We start from the raw sequence: 17,523 nt of genomic DNA on the forward strand, positions 1-17,523 counted from the left end.
TCGGACCGGGGCCGTAGGGTCGGAGCATGTTCTCCCCCGAGGGCCCCAGCCTGTACGAACTGACCCGCCAGGCGCTGTCGTCCGTCGAGCACGGCTACGACCTGCTCGCCGCGAAGTTCGACGCGACGCCGTTCCGCACCTCCGACCGGCTGCTCACCGCGGTCGCCGACACGCTGGAGCCGCTCGGCCCCTTCGACTCGGGCCTGGACGTGTGCTGCGGCACCGGCGCGGGACTCGGGGTGCTCCGCTCGGTGTGCGCGGGCCGGATCGCCGGGGTCGACTTCAGCGCGGGGATGCTCGCCGAGGCCCGGCTCGCCCACCCCGGGGCGGCCCTGGTCCGGGCCGACGCCCTCGCCCTCCCCTTCGCACCGGTCTTCGACCTCGCGGTCAGCTTCGGCGCCTTCGGCCACTTCCTCCCCGCCGGGCAGCGCGTCCTCTTCTCCTCGGTCCACTCCGCCCTGCGCCCCGGCGGCACCTTCGCCTTCCCCCTCCCGACCCCGCCCCGGGTGGGCTCCGCCGCGTACTGGACGTCCTGGGGCTTCGACGCGGCGATGCGCGTCCGTAACGCTCTGTGGCGCCCGCCGTTCGTCATGTACTACCGCACCTTCCGCCTCGCCGACGTCCGCGCCCGCCTCACGGGCGCCGGCTTCACGGTGGAGACCCTGCCGATCCGCTCCCTGGGCGCACGGGAGGACGGCAGCCCGCGCTGCCGGCTGGTGGTGGCCCGGAAGGGCCTGGACGCCGCGTCTCCGGCCCTGTGAGACGGGGAAACGCGGAAGGACCCCGACTTTCGTCGGGGTCCTTCCGTACTGGTGTCCGAGGGGGGACTTGAACCCCCACGCCCGATAAAGGGCACTAGCACCTCAAGCTAGCGCGTCTGCCATTCCGCCACCCGGACAGGTGGTGTGCGCCTCGGTGTTCCCCGCGGCGACATGGATAACTCTACCAGGGGTTCGAGGCGCCTTTCACCCGCGTTTTCCGTGGTCAGTGCGGCGCGCGGAGGCCGCTCGGAGCCCGGCGCCCCCCGACGCCGGTTCCGTGGGAGCCACCTTGCCCGGCGGCGCGCGCCCCGGGTCAGTCCCGGAGCGGGAGTACGTCAGGTCGGTGCGGGAGTCACAGGAGTCGCAGGAGTCAGTGGACCTCGGTGAGGCGGGCCGAGACGACGACGTTGCTCTCGTAGCCGCCGTCCGGGGAGTAGCGGCCGCCGCAGGTGATCAGCCGGAGTTCCGCGGCGCCGGTGGTGCCGTACACCCGGGCGGCCGGGAAGCCGTCCTTCGGGACGACCTCGATGCCGTACACCGTGAAGACCGCCGTCCGGCCGTCCGTGCGGGCCACCTCCACCCGCATGCCGGGGGCGAGGGCGCCGAGGTCGTAGAAGACGGCCCGCCCGCCGGGGACGTCGACATGGCCGACGACGACGGCCGTGCCACGTTCACCGGGGGTGACGGCGCCGGTGAACCAGCCCGCCAGATTGCGGTCGTACGGGGCGGGGGCATCGATCCAGCCGTCGGCGTCCAGGCCCACCCGGGTGACGGGCGCGTCGATGCGCACGGACGGCACCCTGACCCGTACGGGCGGCGAGGCGGGCAGCGGATCGGCGGTGGCGGCACCGGTCAGGGCGGCGGCCCGGCCGGCCGCGGCGGCCGCGGTCGGGGGCTGCGGCGGCCCGCCGGCGGGCCACTCCCCCGCCCCGCCGCGCACCAGGTGCACACCGATCAGGAGGACCACGGCGATCACACCCCAGGCGCCGCGCCGCCCGGACCCGTTCGACCCCTGCACGTGCCTGCCGTCCCCTTCGTCGCTCGTCCGCCGGTTCCGCGGAATGGCGCTCCCCCGCCCCGGACCTCGTCACACCGGGGCGGGGGAGCCGTCTGGGATGCCGGCCGGACGCCGGCCGGTGGTCAGGACCCGGTGGTTTCGCGGCGGCGCGTCAGGACCACGGCGGCGCCGAGCGCGCCGGCGATGAGGACGCCACCGGTGACCATCTCGGTGGCGCCGACCCCGTGCGTGGCGCCGCTGCCGAAGCCGGCCTTGACGCCCTTGTGGGCGCCGGTGTTCGGGTCGGGCGTATGGCCGCCGCCGTCCGCGATGGTGAGGTTCGTGGTGCCGCGCTCGCCCTTGCAGTCGAAGGTGATCTCGTACTGGGCACCTATCTTCGCGCTGAAGTCGACGGTGGCGGTGCCCTGGTGACCCTCGTTCAGGGTGACGGTCTCGAAGATCCCGGACTCGACCTTCACGCTGGGGACTTGGCAGCCGTCGGCCTTGAGGGTGACGGTGCCGCCGGGCGCCACGGTGGCGGGCGTGACGGAGAAGCCGAAGGACGTGATGTCGTGCCCGGTGCCGCCGTCGTTCTGCGGAGCGCCCTTGGGGGCCTCCTTGAGGGCCTCGTCGGGGGCGTCCTTCGGGGCGTCCTTGGGAGCGTCCTTCGGGGCCGCGTCGGCCGTGCCGAGGAGCTCGTCCTTGAGGAGGCCGAGGTCGGTGGGGGCGAAACCCCCGTCGTCCGCGGCCGCCGAGGGCGCGGCGAGGAACAGGGCGGTGGTCGCGAGGGGAGCGATCAGGGCGGCGGAAGCGGCGGCGCGTATCGCGCGCATGGGGGTCCTCCAGATCACGCGAGGGCGGACGCGGAACTCACGCTCCGCGGCGGGCCGGTTGCGGGCCCTCGTCGCGTTCGAAGCTAGGCGCGCCGCGGGTGCCCCGCCACCGGGCTCCGCCGATCGGGTCATCCGCCCCCGGGACTCTCCCGGGACTCTCCCGGGACTCCCCCGGGATCCCCCGGGTCCCCCGCGGGACCCGCCGGGACCCCTTACGGCACCCGGACGACCTGGCCCGCGTACGAGAGGTTGCCGCCGAAGCCGAAGAGCAGCACCGGCCCGCCGGAGGGGAGTTCACCGCGTTCGACCAGCTTGGCGAGGGCGAGCGGGACGGAGGCGGCGGAGGTGTTGCCGGAGTCGACGACATCGCGGGCGACGACCGCGTTGACCGCCCCGATCTTGGCGGCGAGCGGCTCGACGATCCGCAGGTTGGCCTGGTGGAGCACCACTCCCGTCAGCTCCTCGGGGCGGACGCCGGCCCGCTCGCAGGCCTGGCGGGCGAGGGCGGGCAGCTGCTGGGTGGCCCAGCGGTAGACGGACTGGCCCTCCTGCGCGAAGCGCGGCGGGGTGCCCTCGATCCGGACCGCGTGGCCCATCTCGGGGACGGAGCCCCACAGGACCGGGCCGATCGCGCCGGTGTCGGTCTCGGTGGCCTCGACGATCGCGGCGCCCGCGCCGTCGCCGACCAGGACGCAGGTGCTGCGGTCGGTCCAGTCGACGATGTCGGTCATCTTGTCGGCGCCGATGACCAGGGCGCGGCGGGCGGCGCCGGCGCGCACCGTGTGGTCGGCGGTGGCGAGGGCGTGGGTGAAGCCCGCGCACACCACGTTGAGGTCCATGGTGGCGGGCGAGCCCATGCCGAGGCGGGCGGCGACCCGGGCGGCGGTGTTCGGCGAACGGTCGATCGCGGTGGAGGTCGCGACCAGCACCAGGTCGATGTCGCCGGGGCCGAGCCCGGCGGCGGCGAGGGCCTTGCCGGCGGCGTGCGCGGCGAGTTCGTCGACCGGCTCCTCGGGTCCGGCGACATGCCGGGTGCGGATGCCGACCCGGCTGGTGATCCAGTCGTCGCTGGTGTCGACCAGCGCGGCGAGGTCGTCGTTGGTGAGCACCTTGGCGGGCTGGTAGTGCCCGAGCGCGGCGATACGAGTGCCGGTCATCGCCGGGACCCCCTCGGTCGTTCGATCGTCGGTGCGTTGCCGCATTGCGGCCTCGGCAGGGAGGACCCAGTCTTGTCAGCGACTGACGGGTAACCGGTGACGTAAACCACCAAGATTCACCCGAAGTGCCTGTTCGACCGTGACAAGAGGAGAATGGGCCGGTCAGGCCCCTGGGGGCGATCCGCGGGGACAGTGGCGTCCCGCTCGGACAGAAACGGTGCAGCGACCATGGGACGGGTCACGGAGCGGCGGCGTGTGGTGCGCATACGGGGCGGGGCGGTGAACACCCGGCCGGACACGCTGGTGGCGGAGGAGCCGCTGGAGATCCGTCTCAACGGGCGGCCGATCGCCATCACGATGCGCACGCCCGGTGACGACTTCGCGCTCGCGGCCGGGTTCCTGGTCAGCGAGGGGGTGCTCGCCGCGGCCTCGGACGTGCGGAACATCGTGTACTGCGCGGGCGCCACGGCGGACGGTGTGAACACGTACAACGTGGTGGACGTGCAGCTGGCGCCGGACGTGCCGGTGCCCGACATCAGCCTGGAGCGGAACGTCTACACGACCTCGTCGTGCGGTCTGTGCGGCAAGGCCAGCCTGGACGCGGTGCGCACCACCGCCCGGTTCCCGATCGCGGACGCGCCGCCGCTGCGGCTGACGCCGGAGCTGCTCGCGGCGCTGCCGGGGCGGCTGCGGGGGGCGCAGAAGGTCTTCGACCGGACGGGCGGTCTGCACGCGGCGGCGCTCTTCTCGGAGGACGGCGAACTGCTCGACGTACGGGAGGACGTGGGCCGGCACAACGCGGTGGACAAGCTGGTCGGGCGGGCGCTGCAGGAGGGTCTGCTGCCGCTGGCGCGGGCGGTGCTGCTCGTGTCCGGGCGGGCCTCGTTCGAGCTGGCGCAGAAGGCGGTGATGGCGGGCATCCCGGTGCTCGCGGCCGTATCGGCGCCGTCCTCACTGGCGGTGGACCTGGCGCACGAGTCGGGCCTGACGCTCGTCGGGTTCCTGCGTGGGCAGGACATGAACGTGTACGCGGGCGAGCACCGGGTCGCGCTGGAAGCCGCTCCCGGTCCCGGTCCTGGGCCTGGTCCTGGTCCTGGTCCTGGTCCTGGTCCTGCCTAGTTCTTCGGCGGGTCGATCATCTGGAGTTCGAGGGTGGCGGGCGGCGGGGCGACGCCGGGGCCGCCGGCCGCGGTCCAGGCGAGGACCTCGTCGAGGCAGTCCTGGTCGGCGCTCCAGCCGACCCACGCGGCCCGGCCGCCGCGCCGCCGGCCCTCGGTGGACGGCTGGACCACGAGCACGTTCGCCTGTGCGCACGGGCCGAGGCAGTCGCTGGTACGGACCACCAGGCGGCCGCCGGAGGCCGCGGCGGCGGCCCGGAGCCGGGCGAGCTGGCCGTCGTGGTCCTGGCCGGGGTTCTTGCGCGCGTCGCCGCAGCAGCAGCCGCGGCAGACCACGAGCGAGCAGGGGCGGGCCCCGTACCGTATCGGCACGTGGGTCACTCGGCGCCGTCCAGGGTGATGTCGTCGGTCGGGGTGACGGTGCCGAGGCGCGGGAAGTCCAGCTGGACGGAGGCGCGGTGCTCGTCGGCGGTGAGCGCCGTCATGGCGTCCTCGGCGAAGACGAGGTCGTAACCGAGGTCGGCGGCGGCGCGGGCGGTGGACTCGACGCCGAGGTTGGTGGCGATGCCGCCGAACACGAGGGTCGTGGCCCCGTGCTTCTGGAGCAGCTCGTGCAGTCCGGTGTCCTGGAAGCCGCCGATGGTGCGCTTGACGACGGTCTCGTCGCCGGCGTGCACGAGCTCGGCGACGAGCTCGCTCCCGGGCGGCTGGGTGTCGACGCCGGGGCGCTCGACCCTGATGTGGACGACGGGCGCGTCGGCGGCCCGGAAGGTCTCGGCGAGGCGGCCGGCGGTGGCGAGCACGTCGCTGCCGGGTCGGGGGGCGAGGGGGAGCGCGACGATGCGCTCCATCAGGTCGACGAGGACGAGCGCGGTGCGGCGGGGATCGAGTGCGGGCATGGGAGCACCGTATCGGCCCGGATGATCATCGACGGCCGGACGGGGTGCGATCCCGGCCGACGGTGCCGCGCGCCTCGGCGGGGGGCGAGGAGGCGGGTGGTCCCGAGAGCGCCGGTCGGCGCGGTCCTGGGCGGTCGGCGGCGAGCCGCGCGCCCACGCGGTGGCCGCGCCCGCGCCGGGCCGGCCGACGGGGCGCGTTCTGTCCCGGTGGCGGCGCCCCCGGGCGAACGACCATGCCCGGGCGCCTACGCCTCGTACGCCCGGACGTGCACATGCCCGTCCAGGGGGTAGGCCGGGGGTGCCGCGGGCAGGACCGCGCTCAGTTCGTAGCCGCACTTCTCCGCGACCCGGCAGGACGCCGTGTTGTCCACCTGGTGCAGCAGGCGCAGACGCGTCAGGCCCTCCGCGGCGAAGGTCGCGAAGGCCCAGTCCGTCAGGGCACGCAGGGCCCGGGGCGCCACGCCCCGGCCGCGTGCGGGCGCCGCGGTCCAGTAGCCGACGTCGGCGGACGCGGTGCCGGGAGCGACGCCGTTGAGGACCGCGTGGCCCACCAGTCGCGCCGCGCCGCCGCCCGGCTCCCGGCGTTCCAGGACGGCGAACGCGAAACGACCACCCGTCTCCCAGCCCTGCCGCTGCTCGCGGATCCAGTCGGCCGCTCCCGCCTCGTCGTCCACGGCCAGGCTCGTCCAGCGGCGCAGGGCGTCGTCCCGTCCCAGCTCCAGCAGGCCGGAGGCGTCGGCCGGTTCCCAGGGCCGCAGGACGAGGGCGGGGGCCGAGGGCGTGGCGTCCGCCGAGAGGAGCGCGGTGATCTTGTCCATCGGTGGAGCCTACGCGGGCGAGTTCGCCTCCGCCCTCTGTTCCGCCAACTGCTCCGTCGGCTCTCCGCCCGGTCCTTCCGCGGTCCGCCCGGCGGGCGCCGCCTCCGGGTCCCGGGCCTCCGGGTCGCGGGCCCGGCGGCGGGCGATCACCGCGCAGACCATCAGCTGCATCTGGTGGAAGAGCATCAGCGGGAGCACGGCCAGCGAGGCCTGCGCACCGAAGAGGACGCTCGCCATGGGCAGTCCGGCGGCCAGGCTCTTCTTGGAACCCGCGAACTGGATGGCTATGCGGTCGCCTCGCCCGAAACCGAGCCGCTTCGCGCCGTACCAGGTCAGCCCCAGCATCACGGCGAGCAGCACCGCCTCGACGGCGAGGAGCAGTCCGAGCCGGGCGGGGGTCACCAGGTGCCAGACGCCGCGGTTCATGCCCTCGCTGAAGGCGGTGTAGACGACGAGCAGGATCGAGCCCCGGTCGACGTGGCCGAGCGCCTTCTTGTGCCGGAACAGGAAACCTCCCAGCCACGGGCGCAGCAGCTGCCCCGCGAGGAACGGCACGAGCAGCTGGAGCACGATCTTCAGGACCGAGTCGGCCGAGAAGCCGCCCGCGCCGTGCCCGAGAAGGAGCGCGGCGAGCAGCGGGGTGATCAGGATGCCGGCGAGCGACGAGAAGGAGCCCGCGCAGATCGCGGCGGGCACGTTGCCGCGCGCGATCGAGGTGAAGGCGATCGAGGACTGGATGGTCGACGGCACCAGGCAGAGGAAGAGGAGGCCGCTGTAGAGCTCCGGGGTCAGGACCGTCGGTTCGAGTCCGCGGGCCGCGAGGCCCAGGAGCGGGAAGAGCACGAAGGTGCAGGCCAGGACGGTGACGTGGAGCCGCCAGTGCTTCAGGCCGTCCAGCGCCTCGCGGGTCGAGAGCCGCGCCCCGTACAGGAAGAAGAGCAGCGCGACCGCCCCGGTCGCCGCGCCGCTCGCGACCGTCTCCGCCGCACCGGAGGCGGGCAGCAGCGCGGCGAGGCCGACCGTGGCGAGCAGCGCCAGGATGTACGGGTCGACCGGCAGCCGGGACGGCAGGAGGGGCCGGCGGGAGCCGCGGGGCGTACGGGAACTCATGAGTCCATCCTGGTCGACGGCCCGGCGATCGGGAACGTCGTACAGCGCACTGACTGTCATCACGAATCGTGATGACGGCACGAGGGGCGGCGGCGCTAGGGTCGGGATGTGTACGAGCCGACCCAGCTGCGCACCTTCCTCGCGGTCGCGCAGACCCTCAGCTTCACCCAGGCCGCCCGGCGCCTCGGACTGCGCCAGTCGACGGTGAGCCAGCACGTGCGGCGCCTGGAGGAGGCGACCGGCCGGCCCCTCTTCGTCCGCGACACGCACGGGGTGGAGCTGACGGAGGACGGCGAGGCGATGCTCGGCTTCGCCCGGACGATCCTGGCGGCGCACGAGCGGGCGGCGGCCTTCTTCACCGGGACGCGGCTGCGCGGCCGGCTGCGCTTCGGCGCGTCGGAGGACTTCGTGATGACGCGCCTTCCGGAGATCCTGGAGACGTTCCGGCGCGAGCACCCGGAGGTCGATCTGGAGCTGACGGTCGAACTGTCCGGCACGCTCCAGGCCCGTCTGGAGGCGGGCCGGCTCGATCTGATCCTGGCCAAGCGGCGCGGCGAGCAGGCGGAGCTGGGCGGTGAGGAGCTGGTCTGGCGGGACGTGCTGGTGTGGATCGGAGCGCCCCGGCTGCGGCTCGACCCGGAGCGTCCGGTACCGCTGATCGTGTTCCCGCCGCCGGGCATCACCCGGGCTCGCGCCCTGGAGGCCCTGCAGGCGCAGGGCCGGGCGTGGCGGATCGCCTGCACCAGCAGCAGCCTGAGCGCGAACGTGGCGGCGGCGCGGGCCGGGCTCGGGGTGATGGCGCACACCCGCGGCCTGCTGCCGCCGGGTCTGGTCGAGCTCCCGGCGCGGGCCGGGCTGCCGGAGCTGGGCGCGGTGGACTTCGTGCTGCGCAAGGGGCGGCGGCGCGGGGCGACCCAGGAGGCGGCGGACGCGCTGGCCGCGGCGATCCTGGCGGGCGGGGACCGGCTGCGGTGACGTTTTTGCGGGACGGTTGGTCGGTGGGGCCGCGGCCCCCTGCGCGTCCCCCACGGCCCGCGTCTCGTCCTGGGTGCGGGTCTCGTCACAGCCTCGGTCCCGTCGATGCCGCCGTGATCGCTCCGTACAGATTCGGTGCAGGTTCGGGTCCGCAGGGCCCGCCGGTGGTGGGCCAACGGGGTCCGGGAAGCGCTCGCTTGCCCGCGCTCTGGTCGCTGACCTGTGCGGATGCGTTATGTCGCGGCTTGGTGAAGGCCCTCCCGCCCGGCTCCGCCGTGGGGTAGTTTCACCCGCGCCGCAACGAGCGCGACATCAAGCCGGCGAGGGAGCAGGTCAGTGCGCGAGTTCACCGTGCCGCCCGTCGAGGCGGCGCCTCAGATCGGCGGTCTGGCGGACGCCGTGTTCGATCATGCGGAGAACGACCCCTCCCGGGTGGCTCTCGGCCGCAAGGACGCCGACGGGCAGTGGCAGGACGTCACGGCGGCGCAGTTCCGGGACGAGGTGCTCGCGCTCGCGAAGGGGCTGATCGCCCAGGGCGTGCGGTTCGGCGACCGGGTCGCGATCATGGCCCGTACCCGCTACGAGTGGACGCTGTTCGACTTCGCGCTGTGGACGCTCGGCGCCCAGCCGGTGCCGGTCTATCCGACCTCCTCCGCCGACCAGGTGCTGTGGATGCTGCACGACGCCGAGGTGACGGCCTGCGTGGTGGAGCACGAGGACCACGCGATGACCATCGGTTCGGTGATCGACCGGCTGCCCCGGCTGCAGCGCCTGTGGCAGCTCGACGCGGGCGAGGGCGCGGTCGCGGAGCTGATCGCGGCGGGCGCCGAGATCGACGAGGACGTGGTGCAGCGGCACCGCAGGGCGGTGACGCCGGAGTCGGTGGCGACGGTGATCTACACCTCGGGGACCACGGGCCGCCCGAAGGGCTGTGTGATCACCCACGCCAATTTCATGTTCGAGACGGACATGCTGATCGGGCGCTGGGAGTCGGTGTTCCACTCGAAGCCGGGCGACGAGGCCGCCACCCTCCTGTTCCTGCCGCTCGCGCATGTCTTCGGGCGGATGGTGGAGGTCGCGGCGATCCGGGGCGCGGTGAAGCTGGGCCACCAGCCGGTGCTGGCGGCCGCGGAGCTGCTGCCCGATCTGCAGGCCTTCCGTCCGAGCTTCGTCCTGGCCGTGCCGTACATCTTCGAGAAGGTCTTCAACGCCGCCCGGCGGCGCGCCGAGTCGGAGGGGAAGCGAGGGCCCTTCGACAAGGCGGTGGACGTGGCGGTGAAGTACGCGGAGGCCATGGAGCACAAGGCCTTCGGGATCGGTCCCGGGCCGTCGGCGGGGCTGCGGATGCAGCACCAGTTCTTCGAGAAGACGGTGTACGGGAAGGTGCGCGACGCGCTCGGCGGCCGGGTCCGGCACGCGATGTCGGGCGGCTCGGGGATGGACCGGCGGCTCGGTCTGTTCTTCGAGGGCGCGGGCGTGACGGTCTACGAGGGCTACGGCCTGACGGAGTCCTCGGCGGCGGCGACGGCGAACCCGCCGGAGCGCACCAAGTACGGCACGGTGGGGCAGCCGGTGCCGGGCACGACGGTGCACATCGCGGAGGACGGCGAGGTGTGGCTGCACGGCGCGCACGTCTTCTCCGGCTATCTGAACGATCCGCAGGCCACCGGCGCCGTCCTGAACGACGGCTGGCTGGCCACCGGCGACCTGGGGATGCTCGACGAGGACGGCTATCTGACGATCACCGGGCGGAAGAAGGAGATCCTGGTGACCTCGGGCGGCAAGAGCGTGTCGCCCTTCGGCCTGGAGGAGCGGGTACGGGCGCATCCGCTGGTGGCCCAGTGCATCGTGGTCGGCAACGACCGGCCTTATGTGGCGGCCCTGGTGACGCTGGATCAGGAGGCGGTGGAGCACTGGCTGGCGATGCAGAACCGCGCGCCGCTGCCGCCCGGGGAGCTCGTGCACGACACGGCTCTGGAGTCGGAGATCCGGCGGGCGGTGATCGCGGCGAACACCAAGGTCTCGCAGGCCGAGTCGATCCGCACCTTCCGGATCCTGGCGCATCCGTTCAGCGAGGAGCACGGGCTGCTGACCCCGTCCCTGAAGCTGAAACGGAAGGCGATCGAGCAGGCGTACGCGACCGAGGTCGCGGCGCTGTACGGCTGACGGGCGCGCCGCACGGCTCCCGGCGGGCGGATTCCGGGGCGGGCGGATTCCGGGGCGGGCGGAATGCGATCGGCGTCGTGATCGTTGAGGCTGTGAGGACAACCCCCGACGACGTAAGGATCCACCCCTCGTGAGCACGGACAGCAACGTCCCCTTCCTCGCCCTGAACAACGGCGTGCGCATGCCGCAGCTCGGTTTCGGTGTCTGGCAGGTGCCGGACGACGAGGCCGAGAGGGCCGTGGCCACGGCCCTGGAGGCGGGCTACCGCTCGATCGACACCGCCGCGATCTACGCGAACGAGGCCGGCACCGGCAAGGCGCTCGCGGCCTCGGGGCTCCCGCGTGAGGAGCTCTTCGTCACGACCAAGCTGTGGAACAGCGAGCAGGGCTACGACTCGACGCTGCGGGCGTTCGACGCGTCGCTCGACAAGCTGGGCCTGGAGTTCGTCGATCTGTACCTGATCCACTGGCCGGTGCCGGCGAAGGACGCGTACGTCGACACGTACCGCGCCTTCGAGAAGATCCTGGCCGAGGGCCGGGCCAGGGCCATCGGTGTGTCGAACTTCCTGCCCGAGCACCTGGAGCGCCTGATCGGTGAGACCTCCGTGGTCCCTGCCGTCAACCAGATCGAGCTGCACCCGCAGCTGGCGCAGACCGCGTCGCGCGAGGCGCACGCGAAGCTCGGCATCGCGACCGAGGCCTGGTCGCCGCTCGGCTCGGGCAAGGGCCTCCTGGAGGTCCCGGCGATCGTCGCGATCGCGCAGAAGCACGGCCGGACCCCGGCCCAGGTGGTGCTGCGCTGGCACCTGCAGATCGGCAACGTGGTGATCCCGAAGTCGGTGACCCCGTCCCGTATCCGCGAGAACATCGACGTCTTCGACTTCGAGCTGGACGCCGAGGACCTGGCCGGCATCGCCGCCCTCGACGAGGGCCGCCGCCTCGGCCCGAACCCGGGCGAGTTCAACGTCGGCGCCTGACCGGCGGATGCCGCAGGCGGTACGGGCGGGGCCCGGTGGATGTCCGTCCACCGGGCCCCGCCCGTAGCGGTGGGCGTCAGGCCTTGCGCGCCGTGTGGACCGTGCGGGCGGTCAGCAGGAACACGTCCGGGCGCCGGTGCAGGGACAGCGGCTCGGCCGGGTCGAGCAGCCGGTCGACGGCCTCGCGGTCGTCGGCGGCGAGCTGCTCGCCGTACCCCTCGCGCAGGCGCTCGTAGTGGGCGACGACCTGCCTGCGCACGGCCTCCGGCAGCGGCGCCGGGACGTCGGCGAGGAAGCTGCGGGTGCCGCTCGGATCGAGCCCGGCGCCGGTGAGCAGCGCGGCCCAGTCGTCGATCTCCTCCTTGCTGTCGGGCAGCGAGGCCCGCATCTCGCCGAACCAGTCGGCCTGCGCCGCGTCCATCCGGGCCTCCAGACCGGGGCGGCCGACGCCCTGGTTCCACGGCAGGTGCCGCGCCGGAAGGCCGCCCTCGGCGAGGGCGATCAGACCGCCGGGGTTCAGCAGACCGGCGAAGGACGCGAGGGCGGCCCGCTGGTCGCCGATGTGGTGGAGGGAGTTGCTGGCCCAGATCAGGTCGGCGGTGCCCAGGGTGCCGAAGTCTCCGGGGAGTTCGGCCCGCAGGGTGCCGACCCGGTCGCCGAGTCCGCGGGCGTCCGCCCGCTCCCGGGCGAGCGCGAGGAGTTCCGGGGTCGCGTCGACGGCGACCACCTCCGCCTCCGGGAAGGCCTCGGCGAGCAGGGCGGTGACGACACCGGGGCCGCTGCCGACGTCGAGGACGCGGCGGACCGAACCGGCCGGGAGCAGGGAGGCGAGCCAGGCGGCGGCCTCCGCGTAGAGGGGGCTCTGTGTCTCCGCCTGCGCGATGAGCAGCGGCGCCATCTCGGCCCAGTCGAGGTCGGTGTGGTGGTGGCCGTGCCCGTGGGAGCCGTGGCCATGGGACCCGTGTCCCTGGGAATCGTGCCCGTGGTCGTGCCCGGAGTGGTGGTGGGATGCGCTCATGGGGACAGCGTGCGCGCCCGCCCCCGTGGGCGCGAGAAAACTTGCCGGTCCGGCAAAGCCGAATCCGCTCAGCCCTCCCCCCGGTGGCGACGGTCCACGTTCGGTTCGCTCGGTCAGGTGTAGCGCGCGGCCAGCGTGCGCACGGTGGCCGCGATGCGGGCCCGGAGGTCCTCGGGGGCGAGGACCTCCGCCTCCGCGCCGAGGGCGAGGAAGGTGTCATGGGCGTGGTCAGGGCCCTCGACGGGGAGGGTGGCGCGGGTCCAGCCGTCGGGTTCGGGGGTGCCGTTCGCGGCGAGGGCGCGGGCGGCGGCGCCGGTGAGCTTGGCCGCGCCGCGCGGGGAGATCCGTACGACCGCCTCGCCCTGGTGGAGCCGGGCGTGGAAGTCGGTCTGACTGGCCCGCCAGTGGGCGGCGAGGTCGAAGTCCTCGGAGACGACGGCCTCCTCGTCGGTGACGGTGAGGTCGAGGATCTGGTCGACCCGGTAGGTGCGCGGTCCGGGCCCGGCGACCAGGTACCAGCGGCCCGCCTTGAGGACCAGGCCGTACGGGGCGAGCCGCCGGTCGACGTCGGTGGGCTCCTTCCAGCGCCGGTAGCGGACGGCGAGCACCCGCCCGTCCCGTACGGCGTCGGCGACCTGTGACAGGAACGGCGCGCCGGTGTCCTCCGCGTACCAGCCGGGGGCGTCGATGTGGAAGCGGCCGCGCAGCCGGTCGACGTGCTCGCGCAGCGGCGCCGGAAGGGCGGCGCGCAGCTTGAGCTGCGCGTCGGCGAAGTGTCCGCCGAGGCCGAGTTCGTCGGCGGCGGCCGGAAGGCCGGCGAGGACGAGGGCCTCGGCCTCCCGCGCGTACAGGCCGGTGAGCCGGGAGCGGTGGCCGTCGAGCAGCCGGTAGCCGCCGCGGTGCCCGGCGTCGCCGTACAGCGGGACTCCCGCGGTGTGCAGCGCCTCGACGTCGCGGTAGACGGTGCGGACGGAGACCTCCAGCTCCTCGGCGAGCTGGGCGGCGGTCATCCGGCCGCGGGTCTGGAGCAGGAGCAGGATCGTCAGGAGTCGGCTGGACTTCACTGACAGAAGATGTCAGGGAAGTGTTCGTACAGTCCAGCCATGGCTTTCGCGGAGAAGAATCTGACCGTCCTGCCGCCCGTCGAGATCGACGGCCGGCACATCAAGCGCTACCACGTCACGTCCGACCCGGCGGGCATCGAGCCGGAGGTCGCGAAGGCGGCGTACGCGCTGCTGCCCGAGCTGCTGCCGGAGCCGGACGGCTCCACCCCTGCGGCAAGCTTCACGGTGCTGCACCGGGGCGGCGACACCGGCGCGTATCTGAACGTCTACAGCTGGGTGTGGGACAACGTGCTGCAGTTCGCGGGCGCGGCGGCCGGGCAGCCGGCCCTCGACTGCCCGGACCTGGACTCCACGCATTTCGTGCGCCTCGACCCGACCGTCCGCAACTGGATCGGCTGTGTGTGGGAGTTGGCGCCGCTCGGGCACGAACGGGCCGCCTGGGTACGGCACATGCTGGTGCCCGAGGCTCCGGACCTGACCGCCTATCTCGCGGACGCGCTGACCACGGGCACCACGGGGGTGTGCGCGTGAGCGGCGGCTTCGACTTCCTGGACGGACGGTGGACCGTCCGCAATCGGCGGCTCGCCGACTCCCTCGATCCGGAAAGCGGCTGGGAGGAGTTCGACGGGTACACGACCGGGCGCCTGTTCTGGGGCGGCCGGGCGCACGCCGACGAGATCGTGTTCCCGTCGAAGGACTTCCGCGGGCTGACGCTGCGGCTGTACGAGCCGGAGTCCGGCGAGTGGACGCTGAACTGGTCCAACAGCCGTACCGGCCTCCTCTCTCCGCCGGTGCGCGGCCGGTTCGGCGCGGACGGCACGGGCGAGTTCTTCGGCGACGACCACGACGCGGGGCGGCCGGTGCGGGTGCGGTTCCGGTGGTCCGGGATCGGTCCGGACACGGCGCGCTGGGAGCAGTCCTTCGCGCCGGCGGGCACGGAGGAGTGGGTGGTGAACTGGGTGATGGAGTTCAGCCGCGGGGAGCGGCCCTGACGTAGCGGGCGAGGCGGTAGGCGGGGTCGGGACGCGGCCGGTCCTGGTCCGGGAGGGCGGCGAGGGACCGGCTGAGGTTCTCCACGGTCACAGGGGTGCCGCGGAACCAGGAGGCGTAGTGGCCGCGGCGCAGCTTCCCGGCCGTGCCGCGCGGGGTGGCGCCCTGGCCGTGGCCGGTGAAGGTGGTGCCGGACGCCGGGGCGAGGCCGTGGGCGGCGGCGTACGCGGTGATGCGGTCGGCCCGGTCGGACCCGGCGTCCGGCGCGCGATGCGGGCGGAGCAGGACATCGATGTCACTGCCGACGTCGTGGCAGGCGTCCTTGCCGACGGTGGTGACGAACACGCCGCCGGGCCGCAGCACCCGGGCCGCCTCGGCGACGATCTCCTCGGCGAACGGCACCAGATGCAGCAGCCAGATCGCGCTCACGGCGTCGACCGCCCCGTCCGGCAGCGGCAGCCGGCGGGCGTCCGCGCGCACCGCCCGGCCGGGGAGCCGGGCGGCGGCGGTGCGCAGCATCGCGTGGGCGGCGTCGGCGCCGTACACGGTGAGTCCGGGGCGGACGATCCGTTCGGTGACGAGACCGGTGCCGCAGGCGACGTCGAGGAGGGTGCGGGCGCCGGGCGGCAGCAGGCGGAGCACGGCGGCGGCCGCCGCCTCGGCGCGCGGGACTCCCCCACGTGTCTCGTCGTAGCGCGCGGCCTCGGCCTCGTAGTCGAGCATCGTCGTCCGTCCCATGCGGGGATGGTACGGCGAGGGTGTGTCCGGCCCTGACCCGTGTCAGCGTGCGCCGTGGCCCGGGGCCACCGCCTCGACCCGCTCGGCGAGTTCGAAGTCCTTCTCGGTGATCCCGCCGGCCGAGTGGGTGTGCACGGCCACGGCGACCGTGTTGTAACCGAGCGTCAGATCACTGTGGTGGTTCAGCTCCTGCTGGATCTGGGCGACGTGGACGACGAGCGCGGTCGCGGCGAAGTGGTCCGCGAGCTCGTAGCGGCGGGTGATGCGGTCACCGTCGAGGCGCCAGCCGGGGAGCTCCCGCAGGCGGTCCTCGATCTCCTTCTGCGACAGGGGCTCAGTGGGCACGTGGTGCTCCCTCCGGTAGGTGTGCGGGGTGGTGACGGAGCGGTCCCGGGAGCGGTCCCGGGGAGAACGTACCCGCGTCCCCCTCTGGGATACCGTCTGCCCATGACGACTGTCGCGACCGACACGGGTGTGGGGCCCCTGCTGCGCGGGTGGCGCGAGCAGCGGCGGCTGAGCCAGCTGGAGCTGGCGCTGCGGGCGGACTCGTCCGCGCGGCACATCTCCTTCATCGAGACGGGCCGCTCCCGGCCGTCCGAGGAGATGATCCTGCGGCTCGCCGAGCATCTGGACGTGCCGGTGCGGGACCGCAACTCCCTGCTCCTCGCGGGGGGTTACGCGCCGCGCTACGCCGAGTCGGCGCTCGACGCACCCGAGCTGGAGACGCTGCGCGAGGGCATCGAGCGGCTGCTGCAGGGCTACGAGCCGTTCCCGGCGCTCGTGGTCGACGGCTCGTACACGGTGGTGGCGGCCAACCGGGGCATCCAACTGCTGCTCGCCGGACTGCCGGAGCATCTCCTCACCCCGCCGCTGAACGCGATGCGGATCACGCTGCACCCGGAGGGTCTCGCGCCGCGGATCCGCAATCTGCGCGAGTGGCGGGGGCATCTGCTCGCCCAGATGGAGCGGCAGATCGGGCTCGCCCGTTCGCAGGCGCTGCGGGCGCTGTACGAGGAGGTGGCGGCGTATCCGCTGCCGGACGCGGGGGTGGCGGACCCGGACGACCGGGAGGACCCGGAGCCGTACCCGTACTTCGCGCTGCCGCTGCGGATCGAGCACGACGGGCGGGTGCTGTCCTTCGTGTCGTCGATCTCGACCTTCAACACGCCGATGGACGTGACGGTCGCCGAGCTGGCCATCGAGACGATGCTGCCGGCCGACCCGGCGACCGCCGCCTATCTCCGGTCGCAGGCGGGATAGCCCCTCCCGCTACGGCTTACGGCGTGGCCTCGGAGGCGCGCAGCGCGGACCACTGGAGCGCGGCGAAGCCCGCGACGGTGGCGGCCTGGAGCAGGGTCCACACCGTCCCGGCGGTGGTGGGCTCCAGCCAGGCGACGAGTGCGACGACGCTGAGGACGGTCCACAGCAGGTTGATGTCGACGACGGCCCTGACCCCGCCCGCGGCGGGCCGCGGCCAGCTCGCGAGCCAGGCCACCCCGGCCGCGTACACGGCGAGGAAGAGCCCGAGCTCGAAGAGCAACCCCCGTTCGACACCGAGGAGTTCACCGATCGGTCCGGGCGCGGCGGCGTAGGCGAGCCCGTTGGCGCCGGTGACGACGGCGTCGAGCGCGAGGAACCGGCGCACCATGGACCGCGGCCGGGTGGTGCGGGAGATTCCGGCGAGCAGGGCCTGGGACATGGCGGATCACCTTCCTGACAAGGCAGTTCACGGGGAGTCGGGCCGGCGCCCGGACGGAGTGCGCCGCCCGGGAACCGGTGCTCCGAGCATGCCGGGGCGGGGCGGGGACGGTCGATTACCTCAGGGGTCATGCGGGCCCGCCGGATGCGCGGCGTGAGACGCCCCCGGGCCGGTAGGGTGCGCGCCGGGACGGCCGGAGGGTAC

Annotated in this window: 20 protein-coding genes and 1 tRNA gene; 8 read left to right on the forward strand and 13 right to left on the reverse strand. The window is 73.8% G+C overall.

Annotation, left to right across the window (positions count from 1 at the left end; all coding sequences use genetic code 11):
* Positions 1-26: 26 nt before the first annotated feature.
* Positions 27-761, forward strand: a complete 735-nt coding sequence (locus AB0C73_RS11375; RefSeq protein ID WP_362527551.1) for a methyltransferase domain-containing protein — start codon at positions 27-29, stop codon at positions 759-761.
* 49 nt (positions 762-810) lie between these two features.
* Here AB0C73_RS11375 and AB0C73_RS11380 read toward each other — a convergent pair.
* The 4 genes from AB0C73_RS11380 to AB0C73_RS11395 all read right to left on the reverse strand — a co-directional run bounded on the left by AB0C73_RS11380 (position 811) and on the right by AB0C73_RS11395 (position 3,748).
* Positions 811-898, reverse strand: a tRNA-Leu gene (locus AB0C73_RS11380).
* 233 nt (positions 899-1,131) lie between these two features.
* Entirely contained in the window at positions 1,132-1,779 is a 648-nt protein-coding gene (locus AB0C73_RS11385; protein ID WP_362527553.1) for a class F sortase, read from the reverse strand.
* 122 nt (positions 1,780-1,901) lie between these two features.
* Positions 1,902-2,591, reverse strand: a complete 690-nt coding sequence (locus AB0C73_RS11390; protein ID WP_362527555.1) for a hypothetical protein — start codon at positions 2,589-2,591, stop codon at positions 1,902-1,904.
* Positions 2,592-2,803: 212 nt separating this feature from the next.
* Positions 2,804-3,748 carry a beta-ketoacyl-ACP synthase III gene (locus AB0C73_RS11395; RefSeq protein ID WP_362527558.1) on the reverse strand — a complete coding sequence of 315 codons (945 nt, stop codon included), beginning with the start codon at positions 3,746-3,748 and terminating at the stop codon, positions 2,804-2,806.
* A 228-nt stretch (positions 3,749-3,976) separates the two neighbouring features.
* Between AB0C73_RS11395 and fdhD the strand changes: the two genes are divergently transcribed.
* On the forward strand, positions 3,977-4,867 hold the full coding sequence (fdhD, locus tag AB0C73_RS11400; RefSeq protein WP_362527561.1) for a formate dehydrogenase accessory sulfurtransferase FdhD: 891 nt from the start codon (positions 3,977-3,979) through the stop codon (positions 4,865-4,867).
* Here fdhD and AB0C73_RS11405 read toward each other — a convergent pair.
* The 4 genes from AB0C73_RS11405 to AB0C73_RS11420 form a co-directional block, all read right to left on the reverse strand.
* The gene (locus AB0C73_RS11405; RefSeq protein ID WP_362527562.1) at positions 4,864-5,247 is read right to left on the reverse strand and encodes a (2Fe-2S) ferredoxin domain-containing protein; all 384 of its coding nucleotides are present in this window, start codon (positions 5,245-5,247) and stop codon (positions 4,864-4,866) included. The two genes, fdhD and AB0C73_RS11405, sit on opposite strands and share 4 nt — an antisense overlap.
* Positions 5,244-5,765 (reverse strand): isochorismatase family protein, encoded by a 522-nt coding sequence (locus tag AB0C73_RS11410; protein WP_362527565.1) that lies wholly within the window; start codon positions 5,763-5,765, stop codon positions 5,244-5,246. Before AB0C73_RS11410 ends, AB0C73_RS11405 begins: the two co-directional genes overlap by 4 nt.
* Before the next feature lie 245 nt (positions 5,766-6,010).
* Positions 6,011-6,583 (reverse strand): GNAT family N-acetyltransferase, encoded by a 573-nt coding sequence (locus AB0C73_RS11415; protein ID WP_362527567.1) that lies wholly within the window; start codon positions 6,581-6,583, stop codon positions 6,011-6,013.
* A gap of 9 nt (positions 6,584-6,592) precedes the next feature.
* Positions 6,593-7,693, reverse strand: coding sequence for a bile acid:sodium symporter family protein (locus tag AB0C73_RS11420; RefSeq protein WP_362527570.1), 1,101 nt, complete (start codon positions 7,691-7,693; stop codon positions 6,593-6,595).
* A 108-nt stretch (positions 7,694-7,801) separates the two neighbouring features.
* Here AB0C73_RS11420 and AB0C73_RS11425 point away from each other — a divergent pair, with 108 nt between their 5' ends.
* The 3 genes from AB0C73_RS11425 to AB0C73_RS11435 all read left to right on the forward strand — a co-directional run bounded on the left by AB0C73_RS11425 (position 7,802) and on the right by AB0C73_RS11435 (position 11,810).
* Positions 7,802-8,668, forward strand: a complete 867-nt coding sequence (locus AB0C73_RS11425) for a LysR substrate-binding domain-containing protein (RefSeq protein WP_362527571.1) — start codon at positions 7,802-7,804, stop codon at positions 8,666-8,668.
* A 336-nt stretch (positions 8,669-9,004) separates the two neighbouring features.
* A complete protein-coding gene (locus AB0C73_RS11430; RefSeq protein ID WP_362527574.1) occupies positions 9,005-10,834 on the forward strand; it encodes an AMP-dependent synthetase/ligase in 1,830 nt (609 codons plus the stop codon).
* A gap of 181 nt (positions 10,835-11,015) precedes the next feature.
* Positions 11,016-11,810 (forward strand): aldo/keto reductase, encoded by a 795-nt coding sequence (locus AB0C73_RS11435; protein ID WP_362528030.1) that lies wholly within the window; start codon positions 11,016-11,018, stop codon positions 11,808-11,810.
* Between the two features lie 76 nt (positions 11,811-11,886).
* Here the strand turns inward: AB0C73_RS11435 and AB0C73_RS11440 are convergent, their stop codons facing one another.
* Positions 11,887-12,828, reverse strand: a complete 942-nt coding sequence (locus AB0C73_RS11440; protein ID WP_362527577.1) for a methyltransferase — start codon at positions 12,826-12,828, stop codon at positions 11,887-11,889.
* Between the two features lie 113 nt (positions 12,829-12,941).
* The gene (locus AB0C73_RS11445; RefSeq protein ID WP_362527580.1) at positions 12,942-13,892 is read right to left on the reverse strand and encodes a WYL domain-containing protein; all 951 of its coding nucleotides are present in this window, start codon (positions 13,890-13,892) and stop codon (positions 12,942-12,944) included.
* 39 nt (positions 13,893-13,931) lie between these two features.
* Here AB0C73_RS11445 and AB0C73_RS11450 point away from each other — a divergent pair, with 39 nt between their 5' ends.
* Together AB0C73_RS11450 and AB0C73_RS11455 are read left to right on the forward strand one after the other, a co-directional pair.
* The gene (locus AB0C73_RS11450) at positions 13,932-14,423 is read left to right on the forward strand and encodes a hypothetical protein (RefSeq protein ID WP_362527583.1); all 492 of its coding nucleotides are present in this window, start codon (positions 13,932-13,934) and stop codon (positions 14,421-14,423) included.
* On the forward strand, positions 14,420-14,884 hold the full coding sequence (locus AB0C73_RS11455) for a hypothetical protein (protein ID WP_362527586.1): 465 nt from the start codon (positions 14,420-14,422) through the stop codon (positions 14,882-14,884). The genes AB0C73_RS11450 and AB0C73_RS11455 overlap by 4 nt, the downstream gene beginning before the upstream one ends.
* Here the strand turns inward: AB0C73_RS11455 and AB0C73_RS11460 are convergent.
* Positions 14,862-15,605, reverse strand: a complete 744-nt coding sequence (locus AB0C73_RS11460) for a class I SAM-dependent methyltransferase (protein WP_362528033.1) — start codon at positions 15,603-15,605, stop codon at positions 14,862-14,864. The two genes, AB0C73_RS11455 and AB0C73_RS11460, sit on opposite strands and share 23 nt — an antisense overlap.
* 57 nt (positions 15,606-15,662) lie before the next feature.
* The gene (locus tag AB0C73_RS11465; RefSeq protein WP_362527589.1) at positions 15,663-15,965 is read right to left on the reverse strand and encodes a 4a-hydroxytetrahydrobiopterin dehydratase; all 303 of its coding nucleotides are present in this window, start codon (positions 15,963-15,965) and stop codon (positions 15,663-15,665) included.
* Between the two features lie 102 nt (positions 15,966-16,067).
* Here AB0C73_RS11465 and AB0C73_RS11470 point away from each other — a divergent pair, with 102 nt between their 5' ends.
* Positions 16,068-16,880 (forward strand): helix-turn-helix transcriptional regulator, encoded by an 813-nt coding sequence (locus AB0C73_RS11470; protein ID WP_362527590.1) that lies wholly within the window; start codon positions 16,068-16,070, stop codon positions 16,878-16,880.
* 16 nt (positions 16,881-16,896) lie between these two features.
* Here the strand turns inward: AB0C73_RS11470 and AB0C73_RS11475 are convergent, their stop codons facing one another.
* Complete coding sequence (locus tag AB0C73_RS11475) at positions 16,897-17,319, reverse strand: hypothetical protein (RefSeq protein ID WP_362527593.1); 423 nt, start codon at positions 17,317-17,319, stop codon at positions 16,897-16,899.
* Positions 17,320-17,523: the final 204 nt, after the last annotated feature.

The sequence above is a fragment of the Streptomyces sp. NPDC048623 genome (assembly GCF_040650755.1).
Taxonomy (GTDB): domain Bacteria; phylum Actinomycetota; class Actinomycetes; order Streptomycetales; family Streptomycetaceae; genus Streptomyces.

Coding starts and splice junctions, on each gene's coding strand:
- AB0C73_RS11475 (WP_362527593.1), bottom strand. CDS start 17,319: ATGTCCCAGGCCCTGCTCGCCGGAATCTCCCGCACCACCCGGCCGCGG.
- AB0C73_RS11435 (WP_362528030.1), top strand. CDS start 11,016: ATGCCGCAGCTCGGTTTCGGTGTCTGGCAGGTGCCGGACGACGAGGCC.
- AB0C73_RS11470 (WP_362527590.1), top strand. CDS start 16,068: ATGACGACTGTCGCGACCGACACGGGTGTGGGGCCCCTGCTGCGCGGG.
- fdhD (WP_362527561.1), top strand. CDS start 3,977: ATGGGACGGGTCACGGAGCGGCGGCGTGTGGTGCGCATACGGGGCGGG.
- AB0C73_RS11375 (WP_362527551.1), top strand. CDS start 27: ATGTTCTCCCCCGAGGGCCCCAGCCTGTACGAACTGACCCGCCAGGCG.
- AB0C73_RS11410 (WP_362527565.1), bottom strand. CDS start 5,765: ATGCCCGCACTCGATCCCCGCCGCACCGCGCTCGTCCTCGTCGACCTG.
- AB0C73_RS11420 (WP_362527570.1), bottom strand. CDS start 7,693: ATGAGTTCCCGTACGCCCCGCGGCTCCCGCCGGCCCCTCCTGCCGTCC.
- AB0C73_RS11450 (WP_362527583.1), top strand. CDS start 13,932: ATGGCTTTCGCGGAGAAGAATCTGACCGTCCTGCCGCCCGTCGAGATC.
- AB0C73_RS11390 (WP_362527555.1), bottom strand. CDS start 2,591: ATGCGCGCGATACGCGCCGCCGCTTCCGCCGCCCTGATCGCTCCCCTC.
- AB0C73_RS11395 (WP_362527558.1), bottom strand. CDS start 3,748: ATGACCGGCACTCGTATCGCCGCGCTCGGGCACTACCAGCCCGCCAAG.
- AB0C73_RS11440 (WP_362527577.1), bottom strand. CDS start 12,828: ATGAGCGCATCCCACCACCACTCCGGGCACGACCACGGGCACGATTCC.
- AB0C73_RS11460 (WP_362528033.1), bottom strand. CDS start 15,605: ATGCTCGACTACGAGGCCGAGGCCGCGCGCTACGACGAGACACGTGGG.
- AB0C73_RS11415 (WP_362527567.1), bottom strand. CDS start 6,583: ATGGACAAGATCACCGCGCTCCTCTCGGCGGACGCCACGCCCTCGGCC.